Source organism: Candidatus Methylacidiphilales bacterium, from assembly GCA_033875315.1.
Taxonomy (GTDB): domain Bacteria; phylum Verrucomicrobiota; class Verrucomicrobiia; order Methylacidiphilales; family CAZTYG01; genus JANRJG01.
In genome coordinates, this window is the sequence record JANRJG010000029.1 from 1 (window position 1) to 22,886 (window position 22,886).

At 62.1% G+C, this 22,886-nt stretch carries 21 protein-coding genes; 9 read left to right on the forward strand and 12 right to left on the reverse strand.

What is annotated here, in order from left to right; translation table 11 throughout:
- Positions 1–152 precede the first annotated feature (152 nt).
- Together SFU85_08985 and SFU85_08990 are read right to left on the reverse strand one after the other, a co-directional pair.
- Entirely contained in the window at positions 153–629 is a 477-nt protein-coding gene (locus tag SFU85_08985) for a transcriptional repressor (GenBank protein ID MDX6766912.1), read from the reverse strand.
- A 218-nt stretch (positions 630–847) separates the two neighbouring features.
- The gene (locus SFU85_08990) at positions 848–1,735 is read right to left on the reverse strand and encodes a LysR family transcriptional regulator (GenBank protein ID MDX6766913.1); all 888 of its coding nucleotides are present in this window, start codon (positions 1,733–1,735) and stop codon (positions 848–850) included.
- A gap of 125 nt (positions 1,736–1,860) precedes the next feature.
- Between SFU85_08990 and SFU85_08995 the strand changes: the two genes are divergently transcribed.
- Positions 1,861–2,544: a YggS family pyridoxal phosphate-dependent enzyme gene (locus SFU85_08995; GenBank protein ID MDX6766914.1), complete on the forward strand. Its 684-nt coding sequence runs from the start codon at positions 1,861–1,863 to the stop codon at positions 2,542–2,544.
- Positions 2,541–3,158, forward strand: a complete 618-nt coding sequence (locus SFU85_09000; protein MDX6766915.1) for a DNA-3-methyladenine glycosylase — start codon at positions 2,541–2,543, stop codon at positions 3,156–3,158. The genes SFU85_08995 and SFU85_09000 overlap by 4 nt, the downstream gene beginning before the upstream one ends.
- A gap of 44 nt (positions 3,159–3,202) precedes the next feature.
- Here SFU85_09000 and SFU85_09005 read toward each other — a convergent pair whose 3' ends face one another.
- From SFU85_09005 to nusA, 6 genes are all read right to left on the reverse strand, one after another.
- The gene (locus SFU85_09005; protein ID MDX6766916.1) at positions 3,203–4,081 is read right to left on the reverse strand and encodes an ABC transporter permease; all 879 of its coding nucleotides are present in this window, start codon (positions 4,079–4,081) and stop codon (positions 3,203–3,205) included.
- Positions 4,078–4,995 (reverse strand): ABC transporter permease, encoded by a 918-nt coding sequence (locus SFU85_09010; protein ID MDX6766917.1) that lies wholly within the window; start codon positions 4,993–4,995, stop codon positions 4,078–4,080. Before SFU85_09010 ends, SFU85_09005 begins: the two co-directional genes overlap by 4 nt.
- A gap of 185 nt (positions 4,996–5,180) precedes the next feature.
- The gene (locus tag SFU85_09015; GenBank protein MDX6766918.1) at positions 5,181–6,065 is read right to left on the reverse strand and encodes a glycosyltransferase family 10; all 885 of its coding nucleotides are present in this window, start codon (positions 6,063–6,065) and stop codon (positions 5,181–5,183) included.
- A 44-nt stretch (positions 6,066–6,109) separates the two neighbouring features.
- Positions 6,110–6,472: a 30S ribosome-binding factor RbfA gene (rbfA, locus tag SFU85_09020; GenBank protein ID MDX6766919.1), complete on the reverse strand. Its 363-nt coding sequence runs from the start codon at positions 6,470–6,472 to the stop codon at positions 6,110–6,112.
- Between the two features lie 56 nt (positions 6,473–6,528).
- Positions 6,529–8,637: a translation initiation factor IF-2 gene (gene infB, locus SFU85_09025; protein MDX6766920.1), complete on the reverse strand. Its 2,109-nt coding sequence runs from the start codon at positions 8,635–8,637 to the stop codon at positions 6,529–6,531.
- 33 nt (positions 8,638–8,670) lie between these two features.
- Complete coding sequence (nusA, locus tag SFU85_09030; protein ID MDX6766921.1) at positions 8,671–9,930, reverse strand: transcription termination factor NusA; 1,260 nt, start codon at positions 9,928–9,930, stop codon at positions 8,671–8,673.
- Between the two features lie 158 nt (positions 9,931–10,088).
- Between nusA and lpxI the strand changes: the two genes are divergently transcribed.
- The 3 genes from lpxI to lpxB are packed head-to-tail and all read left to right on the forward strand — an operon-like array spanning position 10,089 to position 13,008.
- Positions 10,089–10,901, forward strand: coding sequence for a UDP-2,3-diacylglucosamine diphosphatase LpxI (gene lpxI, locus SFU85_09035; protein ID MDX6766922.1), 813 nt, complete (start codon positions 10,089–10,091; stop codon positions 10,899–10,901).
- The gene (locus SFU85_09040; protein MDX6766923.1) at positions 10,898–11,830 is read left to right on the forward strand and encodes a Gfo/Idh/MocA family oxidoreductase; all 933 of its coding nucleotides are present in this window, start codon (positions 10,898–10,900) and stop codon (positions 11,828–11,830) included. Before lpxI ends, SFU85_09040 begins: the two co-directional genes overlap by 4 nt.
- Complete coding sequence (gene lpxB / locus SFU85_09045) at positions 11,827–13,008, forward strand: lipid-A-disaccharide synthase (protein MDX6766924.1); 1,182 nt, start codon at positions 11,827–11,829, stop codon at positions 13,006–13,008. Before SFU85_09040 ends, lpxB begins: the two co-directional genes overlap by 4 nt.
- A gap of 136 nt (positions 13,009–13,144) precedes the next feature.
- Here lpxB and SFU85_09050 read toward each other — a convergent pair whose 3' ends face one another.
- Entirely contained in the window at positions 13,145–14,026 is an 882-nt protein-coding gene (locus SFU85_09050) for a polyprenyl synthetase family protein (protein ID MDX6766925.1), read from the reverse strand.
- A gap of 77 nt (positions 14,027–14,103) precedes the next feature.
- Between SFU85_09050 and SFU85_09055 the strand changes: the two genes are divergently transcribed.
- On the forward strand, positions 14,104–15,417 hold the full coding sequence (locus SFU85_09055) for a hypothetical protein (GenBank protein ID MDX6766926.1): 1,314 nt from the start codon (positions 14,104–14,106) through the stop codon (positions 15,415–15,417).
- Between the two features lie 89 nt (positions 15,418–15,506).
- Here SFU85_09055 and clpX read toward each other — a convergent pair whose 3' ends face one another.
- From clpX to tig, 3 genes are read right to left on the reverse strand one after another with little or no spacing between them, the layout of a single operon-like run.
- Positions 15,507–16,763 carry an ATP-dependent Clp protease ATP-binding subunit ClpX gene (clpX, locus tag SFU85_09060; GenBank protein ID MDX6766927.1) on the reverse strand — a complete coding sequence of 419 codons (1,257 nt, stop codon included), beginning with the start codon at positions 16,761–16,763 and terminating at the stop codon, positions 15,507–15,509.
- Positions 16,764–16,820: 57 nt separating this feature from the next.
- Positions 16,821–17,480: an ATP-dependent Clp protease proteolytic subunit gene (locus SFU85_09065; GenBank protein MDX6766928.1), complete on the reverse strand. Its 660-nt coding sequence runs from the start codon at positions 17,478–17,480 to the stop codon at positions 16,821–16,823.
- Positions 17,481–17,488: 8 nt separating this feature from the next.
- Complete coding sequence (gene tig / locus SFU85_09070; protein ID MDX6766929.1) at positions 17,489–18,784, reverse strand: trigger factor; 1,296 nt, start codon at positions 18,782–18,784, stop codon at positions 17,489–17,491.
- A 120-nt stretch (positions 18,785–18,904) separates the two neighbouring features.
- On the opposite strand from tig, the gene SFU85_09075 reads away from it, so the two are divergent.
- The 3 genes from SFU85_09075 to SFU85_09085 are packed head-to-tail and all read left to right on the forward strand — an operon-like array spanning position 18,905 to position 22,839.
- Positions 18,905–19,468, forward strand: a complete 564-nt coding sequence (locus SFU85_09075) for a flavoprotein (protein ID MDX6766930.1) — start codon at positions 18,905–18,907, stop codon at positions 19,466–19,468.
- A gap of 35 nt (positions 19,469–19,503) precedes the next feature.
- The gene (gene acs, locus SFU85_09080) at positions 19,504–21,447 is read left to right on the forward strand and encodes an acetate--CoA ligase (protein ID MDX6766931.1); all 1,944 of its coding nucleotides are present in this window, start codon (positions 19,504–19,506) and stop codon (positions 21,445–21,447) included.
- A 3-nt stretch (positions 21,448–21,450) separates the two neighbouring features.
- Positions 21,451–22,839, forward strand: coding sequence for a UTP--glucose-1-phosphate uridylyltransferase (locus tag SFU85_09085; GenBank protein MDX6766932.1), 1,389 nt, complete (start codon positions 21,451–21,453; stop codon positions 22,837–22,839).
- Positions 22,840–22,886: the final 47 nt, after the last annotated feature.

Here is a 22,886-nt window from a genome sequence, read left to right on the forward strand (position 1 = left end):
GGGTGATGGCGGCACCTGCCCACCCCCTTCGTCGTCTCTTCCTTGCGTATCTCGTCCCGATATGCGCGGTCGCTCCTCCTCGGGCCCGGGCAGGTGGCACTCATCACGCGGGCCACGGGGGTTATCCGGATAGGCTCTTAGTCCGTCAACCCTCAGCCCTTGGAGCGGCGGGTGCAGGTGCCGTTGCGGGCCATTTCTTCGCAGGTGGCCTCGATGCGCAAACGCACCGTGCCCGGACGGAAGCCGAGGTTTTTGGCCAGCACGCTTTCCCGCACATCCAGGCAGTAGTCCTCGAATTCGACGATTTTGTCACAGTCGAGGCAGATGATGTGGTTGTGATTCGGATGGGTGGCGTAATTGGGGTCGTAGTATTGCTGGTCCTTGCCGAGATCGAGTTCGCGCAGGAGGCCGGTCTGGACGAGGACGGGCAGGGTGCGGTAGACGGTGGCGCGGGAGACCGAGGCATCGATGGCGCGCGCGCGTTCGAGGAGATCGTCGGCGGTGTAATGGTCGGTGGTGCTGAAGGCGGCCTCGATGATGGCCCGTCGCTGGTTGGTGATGCGCATCCCGTTGCTTTCCATGTAGGCGAGCACTTTGGCGCGGATTTCGTGGGATTGTTCGGGGGCCATGTCTGAGGAGATGATTAAAGCAATGACGGCGCGGCTGTCACGCTTGGAGAAGGGCGCTGGCTTTCAGATTTCTGAGTGCGGAATGACGCTGTTTCCTCAGTGGCCAAGGGGGACGATGGACGGATGTCGGAGGGCTAAAAGCCATGAGTTAAAGCCCATGGGGAAGGGATTCCCCGATTACCAAGACAGAGGGAGGACGACAGACGTGAGCAGGGGGATCAGACGGCGGACTCGTCCTTGAGTGTCTTGAGGAAGCGCTTGAGGGCGGGGGAGAGGACGCGACCGCTCTTGTAAATCATGCTCAGGGGGCGGTGGTAGGGTTTGCCCTTGAATTCGATGGCCACCAGGCTGCCGCCGCGGACTTCCTGCTCGATGGTGGCGCGGGGGACGATGGAGATACCGGCATCGATTTCCACCGCGCGTTTGACCGTTTCGATGTTGTCGAATTCCATGACGGGTTTGGGTTCGAAACCGGCATCACGGAACATTTTGTCGATGGCCCGGCGGGTGGGGATGTCGGGCTCGAAACCGATGAATTTGGTCACGCCGATGTCCTTGACTTCGACCTCTTCCTTGGTGGAGATGGGGTGGTTGGGGGCACAGATGAGCACGAGGCGGTCCTTCTTGAAGGCCTCGGTCTTGAGGGACTTCTTCGGGGTGGCGAAAGCCACCAGGCCGAGGTCGCAGGTGCCGGCCTGGACTTCTTCGTAGACTTGGTTGGAGCGGCGATATTCCACATGCACGTTGACGTTGGGGAATTCCTTGAGGAAGCGCTTGAGGTAGGGGGGGAGCTCGTGCAGGCCGATCGAGTAGACCGTGGCGATGCGGATGTTGCCGGAGATGATGTTGCGCATCTCGTTGAACTGGTTGGTCAGGGTGTCGAAGTGGGAGATGATGTCCTTGCTCGTTTCGTAGAGCAGTTCGCCTTCGCGGGTGAGGGCGAAGCGTTTGCTGGAGCGCTCAATCAAGGGGATGCGAAACCGGTCTTCCATGGCCCGGATCTGCTGGCTGACCGCGGATTGGGTGATGCTGTTCATCTGGGCGGCCTTGCTGAAACTCTGGGATTCGACCAGATCACGGAAGACGCGGAACGATTCGATCTGCATCGAGCCATGATAAGGTGGACTAATTGGGCGTCAATTAGAAAATCAGATGGGAGGACAAGATCGGCATGAGCATGGCTTACAGGTCCTTTGCTTGGCTGGTGGTGAAAACAACGTAAGATGGCCTGATGGATGCAGCCTTGGCGTTGAAGTGGTGGAAAGAGGAGATGGAAAAAGAAGCGGCGGCCTGCGGGCGAACGCCGGGCTCGGTTCGCTTGATACCGGCCAGCAAAACCGTGGCGCCCGAACGGCTGCGGGAGTTTGTCGATGCGGGTTGGCGGGTTTTTGGGGAAAACCGCATCCAGGAGGCCAAGGCCAAAGTCCCGCTTTTGTCGTCCCAGGTGGAGTGGCATTTCATCGGAGGTCTCCAAGGCAACAAGGTCAAGGATGCGGTGGCGCTGTTCGCCTGCATCCATTCGGTGGATTCGGAGAATCTTTTGCGTGAAATCGAGAAGCGGGCGGCGGTTCCGGGGAAGATTCAACGGGTGTTGATCGAGGTCAATGTGGCCGGAGAAGCGAGCAAGCACGGGTGTCCGCCGGACTTGGCCCCGGAGCTGGTCCGTCTGGCCGATGCTTTGCCACATGTGGAGGTTGCGGGATTGATGACCGTGGCTCCGTTCTCCGAGGATCTGGAAGTGGTGCGTCCTTTTTTCCGCCGGTTGCGGGAGTTGCGCGATGAGATCCAACAAGCCACCGGGGCGGTCTTGCCGGAATTGTCCATGGGGATGACCCACGACTGGCGGGTGGCGGTGCAGGAGGGAAGTACGATGATCCGTATCGGCACTGGATTGTTTGGCATGCGGGCGCCATGAAGGCCGGGAAAAGCAGGCGTCTGTCGCGGCTTTTCTACCAAGGTGATGACGTGGTTGCCATCGCCCGGACGCTGCTGGGAAAACGTCTTTGTACACATATCGGCGGCGTGGTGACGAGCGGGCGCATTGTCGAAACGGAAGCCTACGGGGGGATCACTGACCGGGCTTCGCATGCCTTTGGCGGCCGGCGGACGACGCGCACCGAGACCATGTATGCGGCGGGGGGACTGGCCTATGTGTACCTGTGCTACGGACTGCACCATCTGTTCAATGTGGTCACGGGTCCGGAAGGCCGTCCGGATGCGGTGTTGGTGCGGGCAGTCGAACCCTTGGAAGGGGTGGAGGTGATGCTTCGCCGCCGGCGGATGGAGAGTGCCGCCCGCCGCCTGACGGCGGGTCCCGGGGTGATGTCGCAGGCGCTTGGGATCACCACCGCCATTGACAGGTGCGATCTCCGGGGCGACCGGGTGTGGATAGTGGATGACGGGGTGAGCGTGGCCGGGGCTGACGTGGTGTGCTCGCCACGGGTGGGGGTGGATTATGCGGGCGAGGATGCACGGAGACCCTGGCGGTTCCGGATCCGTGGCCACCGCTTCACCAGTCCGGCCCGGTAAGGGCCTTGGCATGAGCCCCATTTGATGGGTGCGTACTGAGCAGACTAACGGGAGCGATTCAGGCGGGGGTCGGAGCGGTCGCGGAGGGCATCGCCGAGGAAATTGAGGGAGAGGAGGGTGACGGCCATAAGTCCGGCCGGTCCGAGCAGGACCCACCAATTGATGGTGAGGGGATTGACCATGCCCGCGCCGTCGGAGAGGAGGGTGCCCCAACTGGCGCTGGGGGCTTGGACGCCCAGGCCGATGAAACTGAGGAAGGCCTCGACAAGGATGACGTTGGGGATGGTCAGGGTCAGGTAGACGAGGATGATGGGCAGGAGATTGGGCAGGAGGTGGCGTAGGAGGATGCGCAGGTGGGTCTGGCCCATGACGCGCGCGGCCTGGACAAAGGCGCGTTCACGGAGCGAGAGGACCTGGCCGCGGACGATCCGGGCCATGGTGAGCCATTCGACCAATCCGAGGGTGATGAAAAGGAGGATGACACGGGTGTGCGGCACGCAGGCGGACCATCCCTGTGCTTCCATGAATACCTTGGCGCGTTCGTCGAAGAGGGCGATGAGGATGATGACGATGAGCAGGCGGGGGACGGCGTAGAGCAATTCGACGAAGCGCATCATGAGGTCGTCGACCCAACCCCCGGCATAGCCGCTGACCAACCCGTAGGCGACACCAACGGTCAGACTGATGACGGCACCGATAAGTCCGACCATGAGGGAAATGCGGGCTCCTTCGAGCGAGCGGGAGAAGACGTCGCGCCCGTGGACATCGGTGCCCATCCAATGGGCCAGGGAGGGCGGGTTGAATTGCCGGCCGGAAGTGGTGCCGGATTTGTAGGGGGAGAGTTCCGGACCCAGGATCGCAGCGAGGACGATCAGGCCGAGGAGGGCCAGACAAACGGCCATGGTGCGCACGGGGGTGTTCACCACAGCCGGATCCTCCGGTCGAGCAGGGCGGTGGCGATGTCGGCGAGCAAATTGAGGAGGATGAGGAGGGTGAAGTAAACGATGACGCAGCCACCGACGAGGAAGATATCGCGGCTGAGCACGGCGTTGACGAAGAACGGGCCCATGCCCGGAATTTTGAAGATTTCCTCGATGACGAGGCTGCCGGTGAGGACATTGGCGGCAAGCGGGCCGGCGTAGTTGACCAGGGGGAGGGCGGCGACGCGGAGGGCGTGGCGGTAGGTGACGACGCGTTCGTCGAGTCCCTTGGCCCGTGCAGTCCGGATGTAATCCTGGCCGAGGACGTCAAGCATGCTGGTGCGCATGAGGCGCGCGCAATAGGCCCCGTAGGGGATGCCCAGGCATGCCATGGGGAGGACAAGGTGGCCGGGTGTGCCCCAGCCGGCGACCGGGAAGAGTGGGAACTGGATGGCGAGGAGGAGGATGAGCAACGGGGCAAGGACAAAGGCGGGCAGGCAAATACCAGCCAGGGCCAGGGCCATGGCGGCGTGGTCGCGGAAGCTGCCGTGGTGCAGGGCGGCCTGCGATCCTGCGACGATGCCGATGCCGAGGGCCACAACCATGGCCCCCAAGCCAAGGAGGGCGGACTTGGGGAAAGTCTGCCCGATGATATCCGCCACAGTGCGGTTGCGGTACTTGATGGAATCACCCAGATCCCCGCGGAGCAGGTTGGCCCAATACGCGGTGAACTGCCGCATCAAGGATCCATCCAGTTGATAGCGTGTGAACAGGCGTTGCTCGATATCAGCCGAGAGTTTTCGGTCGGCTCCAAACGGCGAACCCGGAGCCAGCCGCATGAAGAGAAAGGTGGCCGAGACGACGATGGCAAAGACGGGGAGAGAAGCCAGGAAGCGTTTGAAAATGAAGACAATCACGGGGAAAGGACCAGGTTCTCAGGGCAAAGGGAAAGGGCGTCTGCGTCGGAGATGTTTTCATGCCGGGAGGATTCGTCCAGCAGGAAAGATTCGCCGGCGATGCGACCCTGCCCACTTCGAGGGAGAATGGGGGGACGTCCCGGTAGCTCATTCAGCGGGGCGCGCAAAGGGATATCAATGGGATATCATTGCCCCCGGTAGAGTATTGTCTGGAGTTGGTGGTGGAACCGTCGTTCCCAAGCAGACCAAGGGTCCCTGTGGCACCACTTCGGTGCTTCCACCGCGCGAATGATCCAGCGGTCGAAAACATTGCGGTCGCAGAAGGGGGTGGTGCGGCCATCCTTCAAGAGCGGTTGCCGGCGTATTTCCTCGTAGCGTGCCGGGTCCGCATCGACCGCAAGGATGTGGTCGATGCATGCGTCAATGCCGGGGAAGTCGTGCACGTTGATGAAAGATTTGGTGTTGAAGTCGTCGGCGACCCGTGGATCGCCCCAATAAATGGGAATCGTACCGGCCAGTTTGGACTGCACGACTTTCTCGGTGGTGTAGCCCGGGTGGGAGGAATTTTCGAAAGCGAAGGAGAAGCGGTATTGTTGAAGGAAGGCGTTTTTGTCAACCACGGGAGCCCCGATGTTGTTGCGGAATTTTCCACCGGAATCGACCGGTCGGACCTGGCTGAGGCGGTCCAGGAATTCGTTGCGGAATCGACCCTCCGGGTTGGTGATGACGACGGCGCAAAACTTTTCCCGATGATCGGTGAAGACGGGAAATTCCGCCATGTGATGGTATAAATTGTAAATCGGCCAGCGCAGGTGGCGTGGGTTGTTGAGGTGGTCGAAACTGATGGCGTAGTCGCAATCCCGGAAATCCGGGCGGACGTTCTCGCCAATGTAGGCGATTTTCTTGCAGGAGTATTCCCGGTGCTTTTGTGCGAAGAGGGAATAAATCAGGACATCGGGGTCGGATGACAGTTCCAGATCGTAGAAACGGGACAAGCGCTGGGTGAAGAAGTTGTCCGTCAAAGGGAAGTCGTCCCAGAAATCACAGAAGCCCAGCCGGAGTTTCTTCATCGGTCTTCGGGGTTCCAAGGGGACGGGGATCGGGAAACCGAAAATTATTTTTCAGGAGCGTCGGCAGGGGGGTCTTCGAGGTTGCGGAGGATTTCCATGACACGGTCTCCCCGGGTCAGGGAATCGTCGAAGCGGAAGGTCAGTTTGGGGGTGTATTTGATGTGCATGCGCGCGGCGATTTCCTTCTGCCAATCGAAGGCCAGACGGTGAAGGCAGGCCAGGAGATCGTCGGGAGAGATGCGGTCGCCGATCTGGCTGACATAGACGAAAGCCTGGCGCAAGTCGGGGGTGACATCGACGGAAGTGATGGTCACCACGACATCCTCCAGAAGCCGTTCTTTGCGCAGCATGCGGCTGAGCTCGCTTTGCAAGAGGCCGGAAATCCGGGTGAGGCGGCGGGAGCTCATGTCCGATATGGGGGATTCCGGGTGCGGCGTTCTGCTGCGGGATCCGGGATCACGGGTTACAGGGCCTGGGGGACTTTTTCCAGGATGTAGCACTCGATAATGTCGTTTTCCATGTAGTCATCGAAGTTGCCCAGACGGATGCCGCATTCCATGCCGTTGCGGACTTCGGCGGCGTCGTCCTGGAAGCGCTTGAGGGTCTGGATGCTGCCGTCGTAGACCGGCTGGTTGCGTCGGATGACGCGGGCGCGGCCGGTGCGGACGATCCGGCCCTGTTCGACGATGCAGCCGGCGACGGGGAACTTGGACAGGCTGAAGACCTTCTTGACGGCGGCCTTGCCGACGGAGGATTCCCGGAGTTCGGGGTCGAGGAGGCCGGCCATGGCTTCTTTCACCTGGTCGATCAATTCGTAGATGATGGAGTAGAGTTTGATCTGGATGTCCTGGCGCTTGGCCTCGGCGTTGGCGGCATTGTCGACCTTGGTGCTGAAACCGATGATGACGGCGGCGGAGGCCTTGGCCAGGAGCACATCGTTGACCGAGATGGGGCCGACCCCGCCGAGGACGTAATGGATCTCGACCTTGTTGGTGGGGATCTTGTTGAGGGAATTGATGATGGCCTCGAGGGAGCCCTGGACGTCGGATTTGATGATGAGGTTGAGGGTCTTTTTCTGTCCGTCGGCGATGGAGTCGAAGAGGTTTTCCAGGGTGACCGGGCGGGCGGTGGAGAGTTTGTCGAGGCGGGCGGCGGCTTCGCGTTCCTCACCCAACTGGCGGGCCTCGCGTTCGTTGCGCATGATGTGGAATTCCTCACCCGGGGTGGGGGAGCCGCTGAAGCCGAGCACTTGCACCGGGGTGGAGGGACCGGCGACCTTGATGGGTTGGCCCTGGTCATTGAGCATGGCCTTGACCTTGCCCCAGAACGGACCGCAGACGAAGGGGTCGCCGATCTTGAGGGTGCCCTGCTGGACGATGATGGTGGCGTTGGCACCCTTGCCGACATCTATACGGCTTTCGACCACGGTGCCGCGGGCGGGACAGTCGTGATCGGCTTTGAGCTCGAGAAGCTCGGCCTGCAGGATCATGAGGTCGATGAATTCGGAGATGCCGGTGCCCTTGGTGGCCGAGACGAGACAGACAACAGTGTCGCCGCCCCAGTCTTCGGGGGTGAGGTCGACTTCCTGGAGTTGTTGTTTGACGCGGTCGGGGAGGGCGCCGGGGACGTCGATTTTGTTGAGGGCGACCATGATCTTGACCTTGGCGGCCTTGGCATGGGCGATGGCCTCGCGGGTCTGGGGCATGAGACCGTCGTCGGCGGCGACCACAATGACGGCGATGTCGGTGAGGTTGGCGCCACGGGCTCGCATGGCGGTGAAGGCCTCGTGGCCCGGGGTATCGAGGAAGGTGATGGACTGGCCGTTGCGGGTGATGCTGTAGGCACCGATGTGCTGAGTGATGCCTCCGGCTTCACCGGCCGCGACCTTTGTTTTGCGGACGGCGTCGAGAAGGGAAGTTTTGCCGTGGTCGACATGGCCCATGAACGTGATGATGGGGGGGCGGCCGACCTGAAGGGTGGTTTCGACGGGCGGAGGGACGGGGATTTCGACTTTTTCCTCGACCTTGTGCACGCCGCCGCCTTCTTTGCGCCGTTCGAGTTCGAAGACGAAGCCCTTGCGTTCGCAGACTTTCTTGGCGGTTTCCTCGTCAATGACCTGGTTGAGGGTGGCGAAGACGTTCATTTCCATGAGCTCGTGGACAACTTGGAAGGCCTTGAGCCCGACGCGGGCGGCGAGGTCCTTGACCACGATGGGGGGTTTCATGGAGATGACACTGCCAGGGGCGGGAACCTCGAGGGCGGTGGTGGCCGGGGCAGTGGGGGTCGTGACAGGCTTGGAGGCCGAAGGGGACTCAGCGGTTTTCGCCGGGGCGGCGGGAGCTTTTTGAGCCAAGGCCGCAGGGGTGGCTGCGGCGGTAGAAGCCGGTGCGGCAGCAGCGGGCGCTGGGGCGGGCGAGGGTTCGGAGGCGGCGGCTTTTTTGGCCGGGGCTTTCCGGGTGGCGGTTTTCTTTTCAGCACCTGCAGGAGCCGTCGCGGCCGTTTTCTTGGAAGGGGTGGATTCCCCGGATTCGGCGGGCTTGGCGGTTTTTTTGCGGGTGGTTTCGGGGGCCATGATGATCGGGTATCTGAGAGGAGAGGATTAAAATTAGGAAGCGGTTGTTTGTTCGGCGGATTCGGCGGCGCTGCGGAGGGATTGGATGGTTTCGTCGTCCAGATCGGGCAGGGCGTCCTTGATGTCGGAGGCCTCGACGCTGAGGATGACATCGGCACCGGTGAAACCGGCCTGGATGAGTTTCTCGGCCAGGTCGACGGCGATGCCCAGCTGGGTGGCGAGTTTTTCCGCGGCGAGGTGTTTCTTTTCCTCGAAGCCGACGACGTGGACCTCGTCCTTCTCGATGTCGATTTCCCAGCCGGTGAGCTTGCTGGTCAGGCGGGCGTTCTGGCCCCGGCGGCCGATGGCGAGGGAGAGGTTTTCCTCATCGACGAAGGCCTTGGCGCGCTTGGCGTCGTTGTCGATGATGAGGTTTTTGAGCTTGGCGGGTTTGAGGGCCTCGATGATGAGTTCCTTGATGTCGGGGGACCAGCGAAAGAGGTCGATCTTTTCGTTGTTGAGTTCGCGGACGATGTTTTTGACACGCGAGCCGCGCATGCCGACACAGGCCCCGACGGGGTCGATTTTCTCGTCCTTGGACCAGACGGCGATCTTGGTGCGGTAGCCGGCTTCGCGGGCCATGCCCTTGATTTCGATGGAGCCGTCGTGGAGTTCGTTGACTTCCAGTTCGAAGAGGCGGCGGACGAAGTTGGGGTGGCTGCGGCTGAGGATGATCTGGGGGCCACGGGCGGCGCTGTCGACGGCCAGCACGAGGGCGCGGATGCGTTCGCCCGGGGTGTATTCTTCGGTGGGGACGCGTTCCTTGGAAGGGATGACAGCCTCGAACTTGCCGAGGTCGATGATGACATCGGAACGTTCGAAACGGCGGACGACGCCGGCGACGATGTCGCCTTCACGGTCCTTGAACTCGTCGAAGATCATTGTCTTTTCGATCGAGCGGAGGTTCTGGTTGATGGTCTGCTTGAAGATCTGGGCGGCGATGCGGCCGAAGTCCTTGGGGGTGACTTCGATTTCGACCATTTCGCCGAGTTGGGCCATGATTTTCTGTTGGCGGGCTTTCTGCAGTCCGACTTCCTCGACGGGGTTGGTGACTTTTTCAACGACGCGGAGGGAGGCGAAGCACTTCATGACGCCGTTCTTGGGGTCGAAGCTGACGCGGAGGTCTTTGGCGGGGCCGAAGCTCTTGCGGGCGGCGGAGAGGAGGGCCTGTTCGATGGCCTCAAGCATGCGCTTGCGGTCGATACCCTTCTCTTTTTCCATGTATTCCAAAACTGCAAGAAAATCCTGGCTCATCTGTCGGTTCCTTCCCTTGTCTGTTCGATTCAGGTGGAATCGGGGAAAAAAAAAGTGGAAACCTGGGGTTTCCACCTTTCCTCACTCGGAAATCCAACCTGAATTGAAAAAACTAGTTGAAAAAGAGAGTGGGTCAAGGCTTAGTTTGACCCCTTAGGATGGCACCACTGGGGATCATTGCCGGCAAGGGATTGTATCCCGAGCTGTTGCTGGAAGAGGCCCGAGCGGCCGGGGAGAGCCGTATCTGCATGGCGGCCTTCGAGGGGGAGACCGATCCGGCCCTGGCGGCCCGGGCCGATGTGTGTGCGTGGATGCGGGTGGGGCAACTGGGGCGTTTGCTGGATTTTTTCAAACAGGAAGGGGTGGAACGGGCCGTCATGGCGGGTCAGATCACGCCCGGACGGTTGTTCGATCTGCGACCGGATTTCAAGGCTTTGTGGTTGTTGGCGCGGCTGAAGGAGCGGAATGCGGAAACGCTTTTTGGTGCGGTGGCGGGGGCGTTGGCCGGGGTGGGGGTGGAATTGTTGCCGGCGACCACGCACTTGGAGCGCTATCTGGCACCAGCCGGGCACGTGGCCGGCCCGAAGCCGCACCGCCGTCTCCGGGAAGAGATCGCGTTTGGATGGCCCAAGCTCAAAAAAGTGGCGGCGATGGACATCGGCCAGTGCTTGCTGGTGCACCGTGGAACGGTATTGGCTGTGGAGGGTTATGATGGCACCAACGCCACCATCCGGAGGGGTGGAGCCCTGGCCGCGGGGGCGACGTTGCTCAAAGTATCAAAGCCGGGGCAGGACATGCGCTTCGACGTGCCGGTCATCGGCCCGGATACGGTGCGGGTGGCGGCGGAGTCGCGGTTGGGGGCGATTGTGGTCGAGGCCGGAAAAACACTCATGCTTGGGCTCGACGAGATCGAAAGTCTGGCCCAGAAAGAGCATGTGACTATTTTTGCCGTGGATACGGAGGGAGCATGACGCCGGTGCGGGTAGGTGTGGTCGGAGTGGGCCATATGGGCCGGGAACACGCCCGGATATACGCCAAGCTGCCCTCGGCCGCCCTGGCCGGGGTGTATGATAACGACAAAGGCACGGCCCGGAAGATCGCGCAGCAGCACCAGTGCCGGGTTTTCGATTCCCTGGTCGACATGCTGGATGCAGTGGATGCGGTTTCGATTGCCACACCCACGTCATCGCATTTCGAGACGGCCAAGCTTTTCCTGGGCGCGGGCAAGAATGTTCTGGTGGAGAAACCGATCACCCATACCACCGCGGAAGCATCGGAACTGGTGCAAATGGCCGACCGGTACCGGCTGGTTCTGCAAGTCGGGCACATCGAGCGATTCAACCCGGTGTTGCAGGCCCTGGAGGAACGGCTGACCCGGCCCCGGTTCATCGAGTCCCACCGCCTTTCCCCCTACCCGGGTCGCAGCACGGACATCGGGGTGGTGATGGACCTGATGATCCACGATCTGGAGATCATCCTGCATTTGGTGCGGTCGCCGGTGGTCTCGGTCGATGCGGTGGGGGTGCCGGTCTTGAGTTCGGCGGAAGACATCGCCAACGCGCGCATCCGCTTCGAGAACGGATGTGTGGCCAACATCACCACCTCACGAATCAGTCCCGAGAAGATGCGCAAGATCCGGGTTTTCCAGGACGACGCCTACCTCTCGCTTGACTACATGAAGCAGGAGGGGCTGATCTACCGGCGCGAAAACGGGCAGATCACCCGGGACAATATCCCGGTGTTCAAGGACGAGCCCTTGAAACGGCAGCTGGATTCCTTCCTGCGTTGCGTGGCCGAGAAGGGCCAGCCGGTGGTCTCGGGCAACCACGCCACGGCGGCCTTGAGCCTGGCTTCGCGCATTTGTGCCCAAATCGCCGAATTCCAACCGCCCCGCCCATGAGTGCCGATCCCACTGGACCGGCCACGCCCGGGCCGGAAATATTCGTGGTGGCGGGCGAGGCCAGCGGGGACCGGCACGCGGCCGAGTTGCTGCGGGAGTTGCGCAAGCTTTACCCAACAGCCCGATTCACCGGGGTCGGGGGGCGCCACCTCAAGGCGGCCGGGCAGGAGCAATTGTTCGACCTGGCGGTGCATGCGGTGGTGGGTTTGACCGATGTGTTGTGGAACTACCGGAAATTCCGGGGTTTTTTCCGTCGTTTGGAGGAAGAATTGGTGCGGCGACAGCCGGCGGCACTGGTCCTGGTGGATTTTCCGGGGTTCAACCTGCGTCTGGCGGCGGCATTGCGTCGCCGGTTGCCGGAGACCAAGTTCATCTACTTCATCAGCCCGCAGGTCTGGGCCTGGAAGTCGGCAAGGGCCGACGACATGGCCCGGGTGCTGGACCATTTGTTGGTGATTTTTTCTTTCGAGAAGGAGTGGTTTGCCAAGCGCCGTCCCGACCTGCCCGTGACCTGGGTGGGCCACCCGATTGTCGACCGCTGGGCTGTGGATGAGACCCATCTGGACGAAGAGGAAGCGGCGGAACGCATCGTGTTGTTGCCGGGGAGCCGACGCCGGGAGATCGACCAGCACCTGACGATCCTCCTGGGTGCGGTGCGGATCATCAGTGCGCGGCGACCGGGGGTGAAGTTCAGTGTGCTGGCCTCCGACCCGGAGCGGCGGGCCCAGATCGAGAAAGTCATCCGGCGGGAGCGGGCGGAGAGCCTTGGGTTGGACATCCGCATGGGATATCAATTGACCCATCTGGCCCGTTCTTCACTGGCACTGGTGGCCTCGGGAACGGCGACGTTGGAATGCGCGGCGGCGGGCCTGCCCATGATCATCCTTTACCGGGTCAATCCCGTGACATTCTGGGTCGGGCGAAAATTGGTCAAGCTGCCCTACATCGGCATGGTCAATGTCATTGCCGGGGAGAAAGTGGTCCCGGAGTTTCTCCAAGACCTGGCCACACCGGAGGGACTGGCCGAGGCCTCGCTCGCGCTGTTGGACCATCCGCCCACGTTGGAGAAGATGCGCGAGCGACTGGCCAAGGTGCGGAAGACACTGGGAGAACCCGGGGTCAATGAACGGGCCGCGCGGGCCATCCGTCAGGTGATCGAAGAACCGCGCAAGGCTTGACCCGGGTCATTGGGTCGGCCTGCACCGGAAAATGTGGCTCCGTATGATGGTTTGGGAGCACGGCACCGTCCGAAGGTCAGGCGGTGCAGAATCCGGCGCAACATGGCAGGTCTCTCCGGGCGCGGGGCGACCGGGATCAGTTTTCCCGGGCCAGCATGATGTCGGAGATCGCGAGGAGGATTTCTGCTTTTTTTCCGAAGGGATTGAGGCTGTTGCGGGCCAATTTGGTCAGGCGGGTGGCTTCCTGGCGGGCTTTTTCCATGCCGAGAAGGGATGGGTAGGTGGCCTTTTCCGCGGCCAGATCCTTGCCCGCGCTCTTGCCGAGTTGTTCGCTGGTCTGGGTGATGTCGAGGATATCGTCAACCACTTGAAAGGCCAGGCCGAGGGCCTGGCCGAAGCGGGTGATGGCGGCCAGCTGCGCGGAGGTGGCGTCGGCCGACATGGCTCCGAGTCGGAGGGAAGAAGCGATGAGCGCGGCGGTCTTGCAGCGGTGGATGTAGGCCAGTTCCGCGGCGGAGATTTTTTTTCCCTCGCACTCCAGATCGACGACCTGGCCGGCGATCAGTGCGCGGCTGCCGGAGGCCCGGGCGATTTCCTGGATGACATCGGCGGTCTTGTAACGTTTCCATCCGGGGACACGGGAAGCCAGTTCGAAAGCGTGGGTCAGCAGGGCATCGCCGGCGAGCACGGCAATGCCTTCGCCGTAGACCTTGTGCGAGGTGGGTTTGCCCCGGCGCAGGTCGTCGTCGTCCATGCAGGGCAGGTCGTCGTGGACGAGCGAGTAGGTGTGGATGCATTCGACCGCGCAGGCCAGGGGCATGGCATCGGCGATTTTGCCGCCGAGGGTTTCCGCGGCGGCCAGGACGAGGATGGGGCGGAGTCGTTTGCCGCCGGCAAAGAGACTGTAGCGCATGGCGCCATGGATGGTGGCGGGTTTGGTGTCGGCCGGAGGCAGGGCACGGTTGAGGGCTTTTTCGAAACGTTCCTGACGCGACTTCCAGTACTTATTGATGTCCACGGGGTCGAATCCTCTCAACGCCCTCCACGGCTGGCAAGCCTTCTTGTCAGTTGGATCTCGGGGGGTAGGGTGAGTGGATGCGTCGAATCGTCCTCTGCGCCTGCTTTATGGCCGCTGGTGGCGGGCTGTTTGCGGCGAACCCCGCCGTGGCCAAACCTGCTCCGGGGCGTGCGGTGGTGCCGGTGGTGCGGCACGAGAGCAGCGTGGCTCCCTTGGTGGTGGTGGCGCCTGATTCGGGGGATGCCCGGCGGGCGCTGGCTTACGCAGAAGAGGCTTGGCGGATTTTCGCCACGACATTGCAGGTGAAAGCACCCCCGGCCGAGACCCGCATCGTGCTGCAGTGGGTGGTGGTCAAGGAACCGGCGGCCCTGCCATCGGAGTTTCCCGTGCGCCTGGCTTTGGCCGGGAAGCGGAAGGACTTTATCATTGAATGGTTTGGAGACGCCTCACAGGCACGCGAGCCGGTGGTGCGCAGTGTGATGGGGGCGTGCCTTCAGGCTCTGGCTTGGGACGGACAAATGCCAGCGCCGGGTGGGTCGATCGCCCACGCGCCCTTCTGGATGTCGGAGGGCTTGGTGCAACGCCTGCTGGACCGCCGGATCGAGGACACAGCCCAGATCATCCACCGGCTGGAGCGGGCGAAGGCACTGCCCAAACTGGAGGAAATCCAGGGCTGGGAAGATGCAGGGGAACTGCGCCAGGAAAAGCTCATCCGGCGTGCGGTAACGAACTGGTTGTTCCGTCAAGCGACGGGGAGTCCGGTGGAGGCCGAATCGCTCAAGCTTTGGTGGCAGTCGCAACGGGACAATTCATCGCCGCGCTATTGGGATGATTCCGGGCAGAGCGAGGGTTGGTGGCACCGGGTGGCCGAGGTGAGGGGGCCGGTGGGCCTGCCCGTGTTGTCGTGGGAACAAACGGCGAATCATGTCCGGGAAGCGCTGCATTTTTCCGCCAGGTTGAAAGGGGAGAAAGAAAGCCGCTTGCTGAGCATACTCGATCTTCCGGAAGCGCCCTCGGATCTGGAAAATCCCGCGGTGGTGCAGGAGGTTGTGAAGAAACTGGTCGATGTGGAAAGCCGGGCCCATTGGTTGTGGCCCTATGTTCTGGAGAAATACCGTGCCGCCCTCGATTCCTGGAGCGCAGGGCGTTACGTCGTTTACCGGCAGCAAGTCGACCAGGCGCTGGTGATCCAGGGCCGGATGGACGGACTGGTCAAGCGTTCGGAGGATTACCTGGATTGGTTCACCGTCAACTACCCTCTCCAAGTGCCCGACCCGGAGTGGGAGGACTACCGGCGGTTGGCGGTGGAAATGGAATCCGCCCGGGCGCCCTTCCAGGGCACAAGACCCGGACCGGCGGGGATCATCGAGCCGGTTGGGAAACGACGATAACCCGGTTGTTTTCCTTTTGGGCTGGGCGTGGTCCTGTTCGCCCCATGAGCGTGGCCTGACAACAGGTGCTCAGACAACTTGATATGGGTTCAAGCAGCCTTCTGGTTGTCCTTGCGCGTCAGGAGGGGCGGGCGTTTGCCCTCGATGGTGGCCCGGGTCATGGTGACGGAGGCGATGTCGTTGCGGGAGGGCAGTTCGAACATGAGGTCGCGCATGACCGTTTCCAGGATCGAGCGGAGGGCGCGCGCACCGGTGCCGCGCCGGCGTGCGGCCTCGGCCAGGGCCCGCAGCGCGTCCTTGGTGAAGACCAGTTCCACGCCGTCGATGCCGAGTAGTTTGGCGTATTGCTTGGTGAGGGCATTGCGCGGGTCCTTGAGCACGGAGACCAGTTCGTTTTCGGTCAGTTCCCCCAGGGTGGCCAGCACGGGCAGGCGGCCGATGAATTCCGGGATCATGCCGAAGCGCAGAAGGTCCTCGGGCTCGACGTGGGCCAGGGCATCCGCGGCGGTGGCCTCGGTGGCGGCGTGGCCGAAGCCCATGCTGCTCCCGCCCCGGCGGCGGTGGACGATGGCGTCCAGGCCGACAAAGGCCCCGCCGCAGATGAAGAGAATGTTCTCGGTGTTGACCTGGACGTACTCCTGTTGGGGGTGCTTGCGCCCGCCCTGGGGGGGGACGTTGCAGACCGTGCCCTCCAGAATCTTGAGCAGAGCCTGTTGCACACCCTCGCCGGAAACATCCCGGGTGATGGAAACGTTCTCTGTTTTGCGTCCGATTTTGTCGATTTCGTCGATATAAATGATGCCGCGTTCGGCCCGTTTGACGTCGTAGTCCGCATTCTGGAGCAGGCGCAGGATGATCGTTTCCACATCCTCGCCCACGTAGCCGGCCTCGGTCAGGGTGGTGGCGTCGGCGATGCAGAAGGGGACGTCAAGGATGCGGGCGAGGGTTTTGGCCAGGAGGGTCTTGCCCGAGCCGGTGGGACCGATGAGGAGGATGTTGCTTTTCTCGATTTCAACGTCGGCGAATGGCCCGGGAAGGGCGAGTTCGGTTCCCTTGTGCAGGATGCGTTTGAAATGGTTGTGCACCGCGACGGACAGGGTGCGTTTGGCCCCGTCCTGGCCGATCACGTATTTGTCCAACTCGTGCAGGATGGAGGCGGGTTTGGGGACCTTGAGCGATTTGGTCGGCGGGGCATCGCCTTCGCCGAGTTCTTTTTCAAGGATATTGCGGCAGACATGGACACAACTGTCGCAGATGTACACGCCGGGGCCGGCGATGAGTTTGCGCACCTCGGCATGGCTCTTCCCGCAGAAAGAACACATGGTGAGGTTAGGCGTCCGGGCCATGGGGTCATCCTAGCAGCAGGGGCCGGTCAAGACAAGGACCAGCGGCCGGACTGGGGGTCAGGCGGGTTTGCCACCCTTGCGGGGGGAAACCACGTGGTCGATGATGCCGTAGGTCTTGGCGTCGTCGGGCGACATGAAGCGGTCGCGGTCGGTGTCTTTTTCAACCTGCGAGTACGACTGCCCGGTGTGGTCGGCCAGGATTTCGTTGAGTCGGCGTTTGGTGCGGAGGATTTCCTGGGCCTGGATGGAAATGTCGGTGGCCTGGCCCTGGGCACCGCCGAGGGGTTGGTGGATCATGATGCGGGCATTGGGGAGGGCGTAGCGCTTGCCCTTCGTTCCCGCGGCCAGCAAGACCGCTCCCATGCTGGCTGCCTGGCCCACGCAGAAGGTGGCGATGTCGCAGGTGACGTACTGCATGGTGTCGTAAATGGCCATGCCTGCGGTGACGTAACCCCCGGGGGAGTGGATGTAGATCTGGATGTCCTTTTTGGGATCCTGCATCTGCAGGAAGAGCAACTGGGCGGTGACGGCGTTGGCCACGAAATCGTCGATCGGCGTACCGATGAATATGACGCGGTCCTTGAGCAGGCGGGAGAAGACGTCCCAGGAGTGTTTTTCACGGCCGATTTCCTCCACGACCTGGGGGACGATGTAGGGACCGGACACCGAGGTGAGGCGGGGGGCGTAGGCGCTGAGCAAACGGACGTCGGAAACCATGGGATAAACTACTCCATGGAGGCCGATTGCAAGAGGAAATCGAGCGTCTTGCGATTGAGGATGTCCTCTTCGACCTTGTCCAGGTTGTTGTTTTCGCGGAGTTTTTTGACCAGTTTCTCCACCGTCAGTTGGTAACGGGCGGCCAGGAACTGCAACTCGGCGTTGAATTCTTCCGGGGTGACCTCGATTTTTTCGGCTTCGGCGATTTTGGTCATGATGAAGCCGAGTTTGACCCTGTCTCGCGCGGTGGTCTGGGCGGCGTTGAAAAGATCTTCCTTCTTCTCGTTGAGCAGGTCCTCGGAAATCCCGCGCTCCTGGTTTTCCCGCACGATGTCGTAGAGGGCGCGCTGGGTTTCGTTCTGCACGGCGGACTCCGGCAGGTCGAATTCGGTGTTGCCGCGCAGGAATTCGAAGATTTGTTTGGCGTGCTCGGCGCGGGCAGCGCGTTCTTTGTCGGCGGTGACATTGACCCGGATGCGTTCCTGTAATTCGGCCAGAGGGACCTGGGCCAGTTCCTGGGCCAGGGCGTCATCGAGAACGGGCAGGATTTTTTCCCGGACATCCTCCACCTTGACTTCGTATTGGGCCTTCTGGCCGCGGAGGGCCTCCTGGGCGAAGTCCCCGGGGAAGGTCACCGAGACCGAACGGTCTTCCCCGGCTTTGGCTCCGACGAGTTGGTCGCCGAATCCGGGCAGAAAGATGTCTTCCTTGATCCAGATCCAGAATTTCTCCTGTTTGCCCAGTTGGGGCACGTCGGGAACGATTTCTTCGATCGGGCGGCCATCGACTTTTCCGGAGTAGGTGATGATGACAAAGTCATCCTGCTGCACCGCGCGGTCAACGGTGCGGTAGTCGGCGCGCTGGTCGCGGATGCGCTCCAGCACTTTTTCAACGTCGGCGTCGGTGATGCTGGTGTCGCTCTTTTTGACCTTGATGCCTTTGTAAGAGGGCAGTTTGAAATCGGGAGCCAGGTCGACCACGGTGGAAAAGCTGAAGGTCGATCCCTTTTGTGCCACCTTGACGTCTTCGACGCCGGGGACATTGACCACTTGGAGTTTTTTGCTCCGAACGGCCTCGCGGAAGGCGTCGGGGACAAGTTTGCGCCGAACTTCCTCCTCGATGTCCTTGGCGTAGCGCTTCTCGATGACGGATAGGGGAGCTTTGCCAGCACGGAAGCCCTTGATGGTGGCCATCTTCTGGAAATCTTCGGTGATGCGGGAAAATTCGGCGTTGACCCGGTCGGCGGGAACCTCGATGCGGAGGCGGCGACGGAGGTTGGAAACCTCTTCAATGGCGATATTCATAGCCCTCCAAGCTAGCCCTGGCGACGAACGATGCCAGCAAATTGTCGGATTCCGACAATCGACGGTTTTTTGCCACCGGGGGGCTTGGCGAAGCGGCCCCTCTCTGGGTAATCTGGTCGGATGGCTGCACGCAAGAAATCTCCCGGTGTCCCTTCCCGGGTGGTTTTGGGCGTGACGGGTTCGATTGCGGCCTACAAAGCGGCCGATATCGCCAGCGGGCTGACCAAAGCCGGAGTGCTGGTTGATGTGGTGATGACCGCCGAGGCGCGGAGATTCATCACTCCGCTCACCTTCACCGCCCTGACCCACCGCCCGGTGGTCGCGGACCTCTGGGACGAGGAACAGGGAGGAAAGCCGACCCATATCGAGTTGGCTGACGCGGCCCGCTTGGTCATCATCGCCCCGGCCACCGCCCACCTCATCGCCCAAATGGCCCACGGTCTGGCCTCGGATGCGCTCACCTCCATCCTGCTCGCCACCCGTGCGCCGGTGACGGTGGCCCCGGCGATGAATGGCAAGATGTGGAGCCATCCTGCCACCCAGGACAATGTGCGACTGTTGAAAAAACGCGGGGTGTCTTTCATCGGCCCCGAAGCCGGCCTGCTGGCCTGCGGTTATGAGGGACTGGGACGTCTCTGGCCCGCCGACAAGATTGTGTCCCGGGTGTTGCAATCCCTGCGTTGATCGCTTTAGTGTCTTTTTTCCAATCCATCCATCCCATGAGCCAAGACATCCAATCCATGTTGAAAGAAAAGCGCGTCTTCAAGCCCAAGGCCGCATTTGCCAAGAAAGCCCTTGTTTCCAGCGAGAAGGAATACCTCAAACTTTACCACCGCTCGCTGAACAAGCCGGAGAAATTCTGGGCCGAGATGGCGGAAGGCCTGCAATGGATCAAGAAGTGGCGCAAAGTGGTCAATTGGAAGGTTCCGTTCTCCGAATGGTTTGTGGGGGGGAAACTGAACGTATCGGCCAACTGTCTCGACCGCCACGTGGCTTCCGGGCGACGCAACAAGGCCGCCATCATCTGGGAAGGTGAACCCGGCGAGGTGATCACCCTGACCTACCAACAACTGCTGGTCCAGGTTTGCAAATTTGCCAACGTTCTCAAAGCCGAGGGGATCAAGCCCGGCGACCGGGTGGCGATCTACCTCCCGATGATTCCGGAAGCGGTGGTGGCGATGCTGGCCTGCACGCGCATCGGTGCGGTCCACACCGTGGTGTTCGGTGGGTTCAGTGCCGAGGCCCTCAAGGAACGCATCAACGACTGCCAGGCCAAGTTGGTGGTGACCGCCGACGGTGGATTCCGCCGGGGTTCGGCTTCCGGCCTGAAGGGAAGTGTCGACACCGCGGTCCAAGGCACCCCCACCGTCACCCGGGTCATTGTGGTCCGGCGCACCGGCCAGGAAGTGTCCATGGGCCCGCTTGACCGGTGGTACCATGAACTGATGGCCGCAGCCTCCCCGGACTGCCCGCCCGCGGTCCTCGACAGCGAGCACCCGCTCTTCATCCTTTACACCTCGGGCTCGACCGGCAAGCCCAAGGGCATCCTCCACACCACCGCCGGCTACCTCCTGGGTTGTTTCCTCACCACCAAATACGTCTTCGACCTCAAGGAAGACGACATCTTCTGGTGCACGGCCGACATCGGTTGGATCACCGGTCATTCCTACGTGGTTTATGGGTGCCTTTCCAATGGCGGCACCAGCCTGCTTTACGAGGGAACCCCCAACCATCCGCAACCCGACCGGTTCTGGGACATCATCGCCCGCCACAAGGTCAACATCTTCTACACCGCCCCGACGGCCATCCGCGCCTTCATGAAGTGGGGCGACGAATGGCCGGCGAAGCACGACCTTTCCTCCCTCCGCCTCCTTGGATCGGTCGGTGAGCCGATCAACCCCGAGGCCTGGATGTGGTACCACAAGGTCATTGGCAAGGGGAACTGCCCGATTGTGGACACCTGGTGGCAGACCGAAACCGGCTGCCACATGATCACCACCCTGCCCGGGGCCAATCCGACCAAGCCTGGCTCCGCCGGGGTGCCGTTCTTCGGCATCGATGTGGCCGTGGTGGATGAAACCGGCAAGGAAGTCCCGCCCGACCACGGCGGCAAGCTGGTCATCCGCCGTCCCTGGCCCTCGATGTTGCGGACGATCTACGGCGACGCCTCGCGTTACCGCAAGCAGTATTGGAGCGAGGTCAAGGGTTGTTACTTCACCGGGGATGGCGCCCGCCGTGACAAACAGGGTTACTTCTGGATCGTCGGCCGCATCGACGATGTCCTCAACGTCTCCGGCCACCGCCTGGGCACGGCCGAGGTGGAAAGCGCCTTGGTCAGCCACCCTGCCGTGGCGGAGGCTGCGGTCGTCGGACGTCCTGATGATCTCAAGGGCCAGGCCGTGGTGGCGTTTGTCATCCTCAAGACCGGCCAGACCGCTTCCGATGCCCTCATGGCTGAACTTCGCACCCATGTGGCCAAGGAAATCGGTCCCATCGCCAAACCCGACGACATCCGTTTCGCCGAAGCCCTGCCCAAGACCCGCAGCGGCAAAATCATGCGCCGTCTGTTGAAGGAAGTGGCCGCCGGGGGCGAGGTCAAGGGCGATGTCACCACCTTGGAAGACCTCAACGTCATCGCCGCTCTGCAAAAGCTCGACGAGTGACCCATGACCGACCGATCCGGCCATTCCCAAATCATCCGTTCGAAGATGCAGGCCGCAGGGCAGGGCGGGGCGGCCATTGAGGCCTTCCTGCGGTCCTGCGAAGTCTTCCGTTCCGGCGACACCGGGATGATCCCGGAAGACCGCATCGTTGCGGTCGATGACCTGCTGCGTTGGGAAGAACTTCCCGATCTGGTCGATCCCTCCCTCCTGGCCCGGGCGGCGGTGGTCAAACTCAACGGTGGTCTTGGCACCAGCATGGGGTTGGATAAAGCGAAGTCGCTCCTCCCGGTCAAAAACGGGGCCAACTTCCTTGACCTCACCCTGCGGCAATTGGCCCACCTCGCCACGGGAACGGGCACGGCTCCTTGTTTCATCCTCCTGAACAGCTTCAGCACCAGCGCCGACACCCGCGCCCACCTGGCCGCCCATCCGGTGGCCGGGGCACCCGAACCCTGGGAGATGATCCAGTCCCAGGTGCCCAAACTCAATGCCGCCACCGCGGCCCCGGTCGCCTGGCCGGACCAACCCGACTTGGAATGGTGTCCGCCCGGCCACGGCGATATCTATCCGACGTTGTTCCACTCCGGCCTGATCGAAAAGTTGGAGGCGCGCGGCATCCAGACCCTTTTCTTCTCCAACTCGGACAATCTGGGCGCCGTCCTGGACCCGCGCATCCTGACCTGGTTCGTGCGCGGCAAACTGCCGTTCTTGATGGAAGTGGCCGAGCGCACCCCGTCGGATCGCAAGGGCGGACACCTGGCCCGGCGGCGGGAAGACGGGGCGCTCATCCTCCGCGAGTCGGCCCAGTGTCCTTCCAGCGATGAATCCGCATTCCAGGACATCAAGCGCCACCGTTTCTTCAACACCAACAACCTTTGGATCTCATTGCCCGTCCTCAAGGAAGCCCTCACCCGTTCGGGCGGCTTCCTGCCCCTTCCACTCATCGTCAACCGAAAGACCGTCGATCCGCGCAATAAGCAATCGACCCCGGTGGTGCAGTTGGAAACCGCCATGGGTGCGGCCATTGGTTTCTTCCCCGGCGCCGCCGCTCTGGTCGTCCCTCGGTCCCGCTTTGCCCCGGTCAAGACCACCTCGGACCTCCTGGTGGTGCGTTCCGACGCCTATGCCCTGAGCCCCGCGCACACGCTGGCCGCCCGGTCCCAGCCGGTGGTCAGACTCGATGACCGTTTTTACAAGAACATGGCCGACTTCGAGGCCCGTTTTCCGGACGGGCCGCCGTCCCTGGTGGGCTGCCGCAGCCTGACCGTTCAGGGCGACTGGACCTTCTCATCGGGAGTGGTTTGTCAGGGAGAGGTCGACCTGCGGACGGAATCGCCCCGCTCGCTTCCCGCCGGCGAGGTCACCGGCGTGTTGGGTCAATCGGCCTGTTGAACGGGTTTCGGGACGCGGTGGAAGTCCATACCGGGACCCCGGGCTTC

Bases quoted from the DNA above. Each gene is read 5' to 3' on its own strand.
- SFU85_08985 (MDX6766912.1), bottom strand. From the start codon at position 629: ATGGCCCCCGAACAATCCCACGAAATCCGCGCCAAAGTGCTCGCCTAC.
- SFU85_08990 (MDX6766913.1), bottom strand. From the start codon at position 1,735: ATGCAGATCGAATCGTTCCGCGTCTTCCGTGATCTGGTCGAATCCCAG.
- SFU85_08995 (MDX6766914.1), top strand. From the start codon at position 1,861: ATGGATGCAGCCTTGGCGTTGAAGTGGTGGAAAGAGGAGATGGAAAAA.
- SFU85_09000 (MDX6766915.1), top strand. From the start codon at position 2,541: ATGAAGGCCGGGAAAAGCAGGCGTCTGTCGCGGCTTTTCTACCAAGGT.
- SFU85_09015 (MDX6766918.1), bottom strand. From the start codon at position 6,065: ATGAAGAAACTCCGGCTGGGCTTCTGTGATTTCTGGGACGACTTCCCT.
- rbfA (MDX6766919.1), bottom strand. From the start codon at position 6,472: ATGAGCTCCCGCCGCCTCACCCGGATTTCCGGCCTCTTGCAAAGCGAG.
- infB (MDX6766920.1), bottom strand. From the start codon at position 8,637: ATGGCCCCCGAAACCACCCGCAAAAAAACCGCCAAGCCCGCCGAATCC.
- nusA (MDX6766921.1), bottom strand. From the start codon at position 9,930: ATGAGCCAGGATTTTCTTGCAGTTTTGGAATACATGGAAAAAGAGAAG.
- lpxI (MDX6766922.1), top strand. From the start codon at position 10,089: ATGGCACCACTGGGGATCATTGCCGGCAAGGGATTGTATCCCGAGCTG.
- SFU85_09040 (MDX6766923.1), top strand. From the start codon at position 10,898: ATGACGCCGGTGCGGGTAGGTGTGGTCGGAGTGGGCCATATGGGCCGG.
- lpxB (MDX6766924.1), top strand. From the start codon at position 11,827: ATGAGTGCCGATCCCACTGGACCGGCCACGCCCGGGCCGGAAATATTC.
- SFU85_09055 (MDX6766926.1), top strand. From the start codon at position 14,104: ATGCGTCGAATCGTCCTCTGCGCCTGCTTTATGGCCGCTGGTGGCGGG.
- clpX (MDX6766927.1), bottom strand. From the start codon at position 16,763: ATGGCCCGGACGCCTAACCTCACCATGTGTTCTTTCTGCGGGAAGAGC.
- SFU85_09065 (MDX6766928.1), bottom strand. From the start codon at position 17,480: ATGGTTTCCGACGTCCGTTTGCTCAGCGCCTACGCCCCCCGCCTCACC.
- tig (MDX6766929.1), bottom strand. From the start codon at position 18,784: ATGAATATCGCCATTGAAGAGGTTTCCAACCTCCGTCGCCGCCTCCGC.
- SFU85_09075 (MDX6766930.1), top strand. From the start codon at position 18,905: ATGGCTGCACGCAAGAAATCTCCCGGTGTCCCTTCCCGGGTGGTTTTG.
- acs (MDX6766931.1), top strand. From the start codon at position 19,504: ATGAGCCAAGACATCCAATCCATGTTGAAAGAAAAGCGCGTCTTCAAG.
- SFU85_09085 (MDX6766932.1), top strand. From the start codon at position 21,451: ATGACCGACCGATCCGGCCATTCCCAAATCATCCGTTCGAAGATGCAG.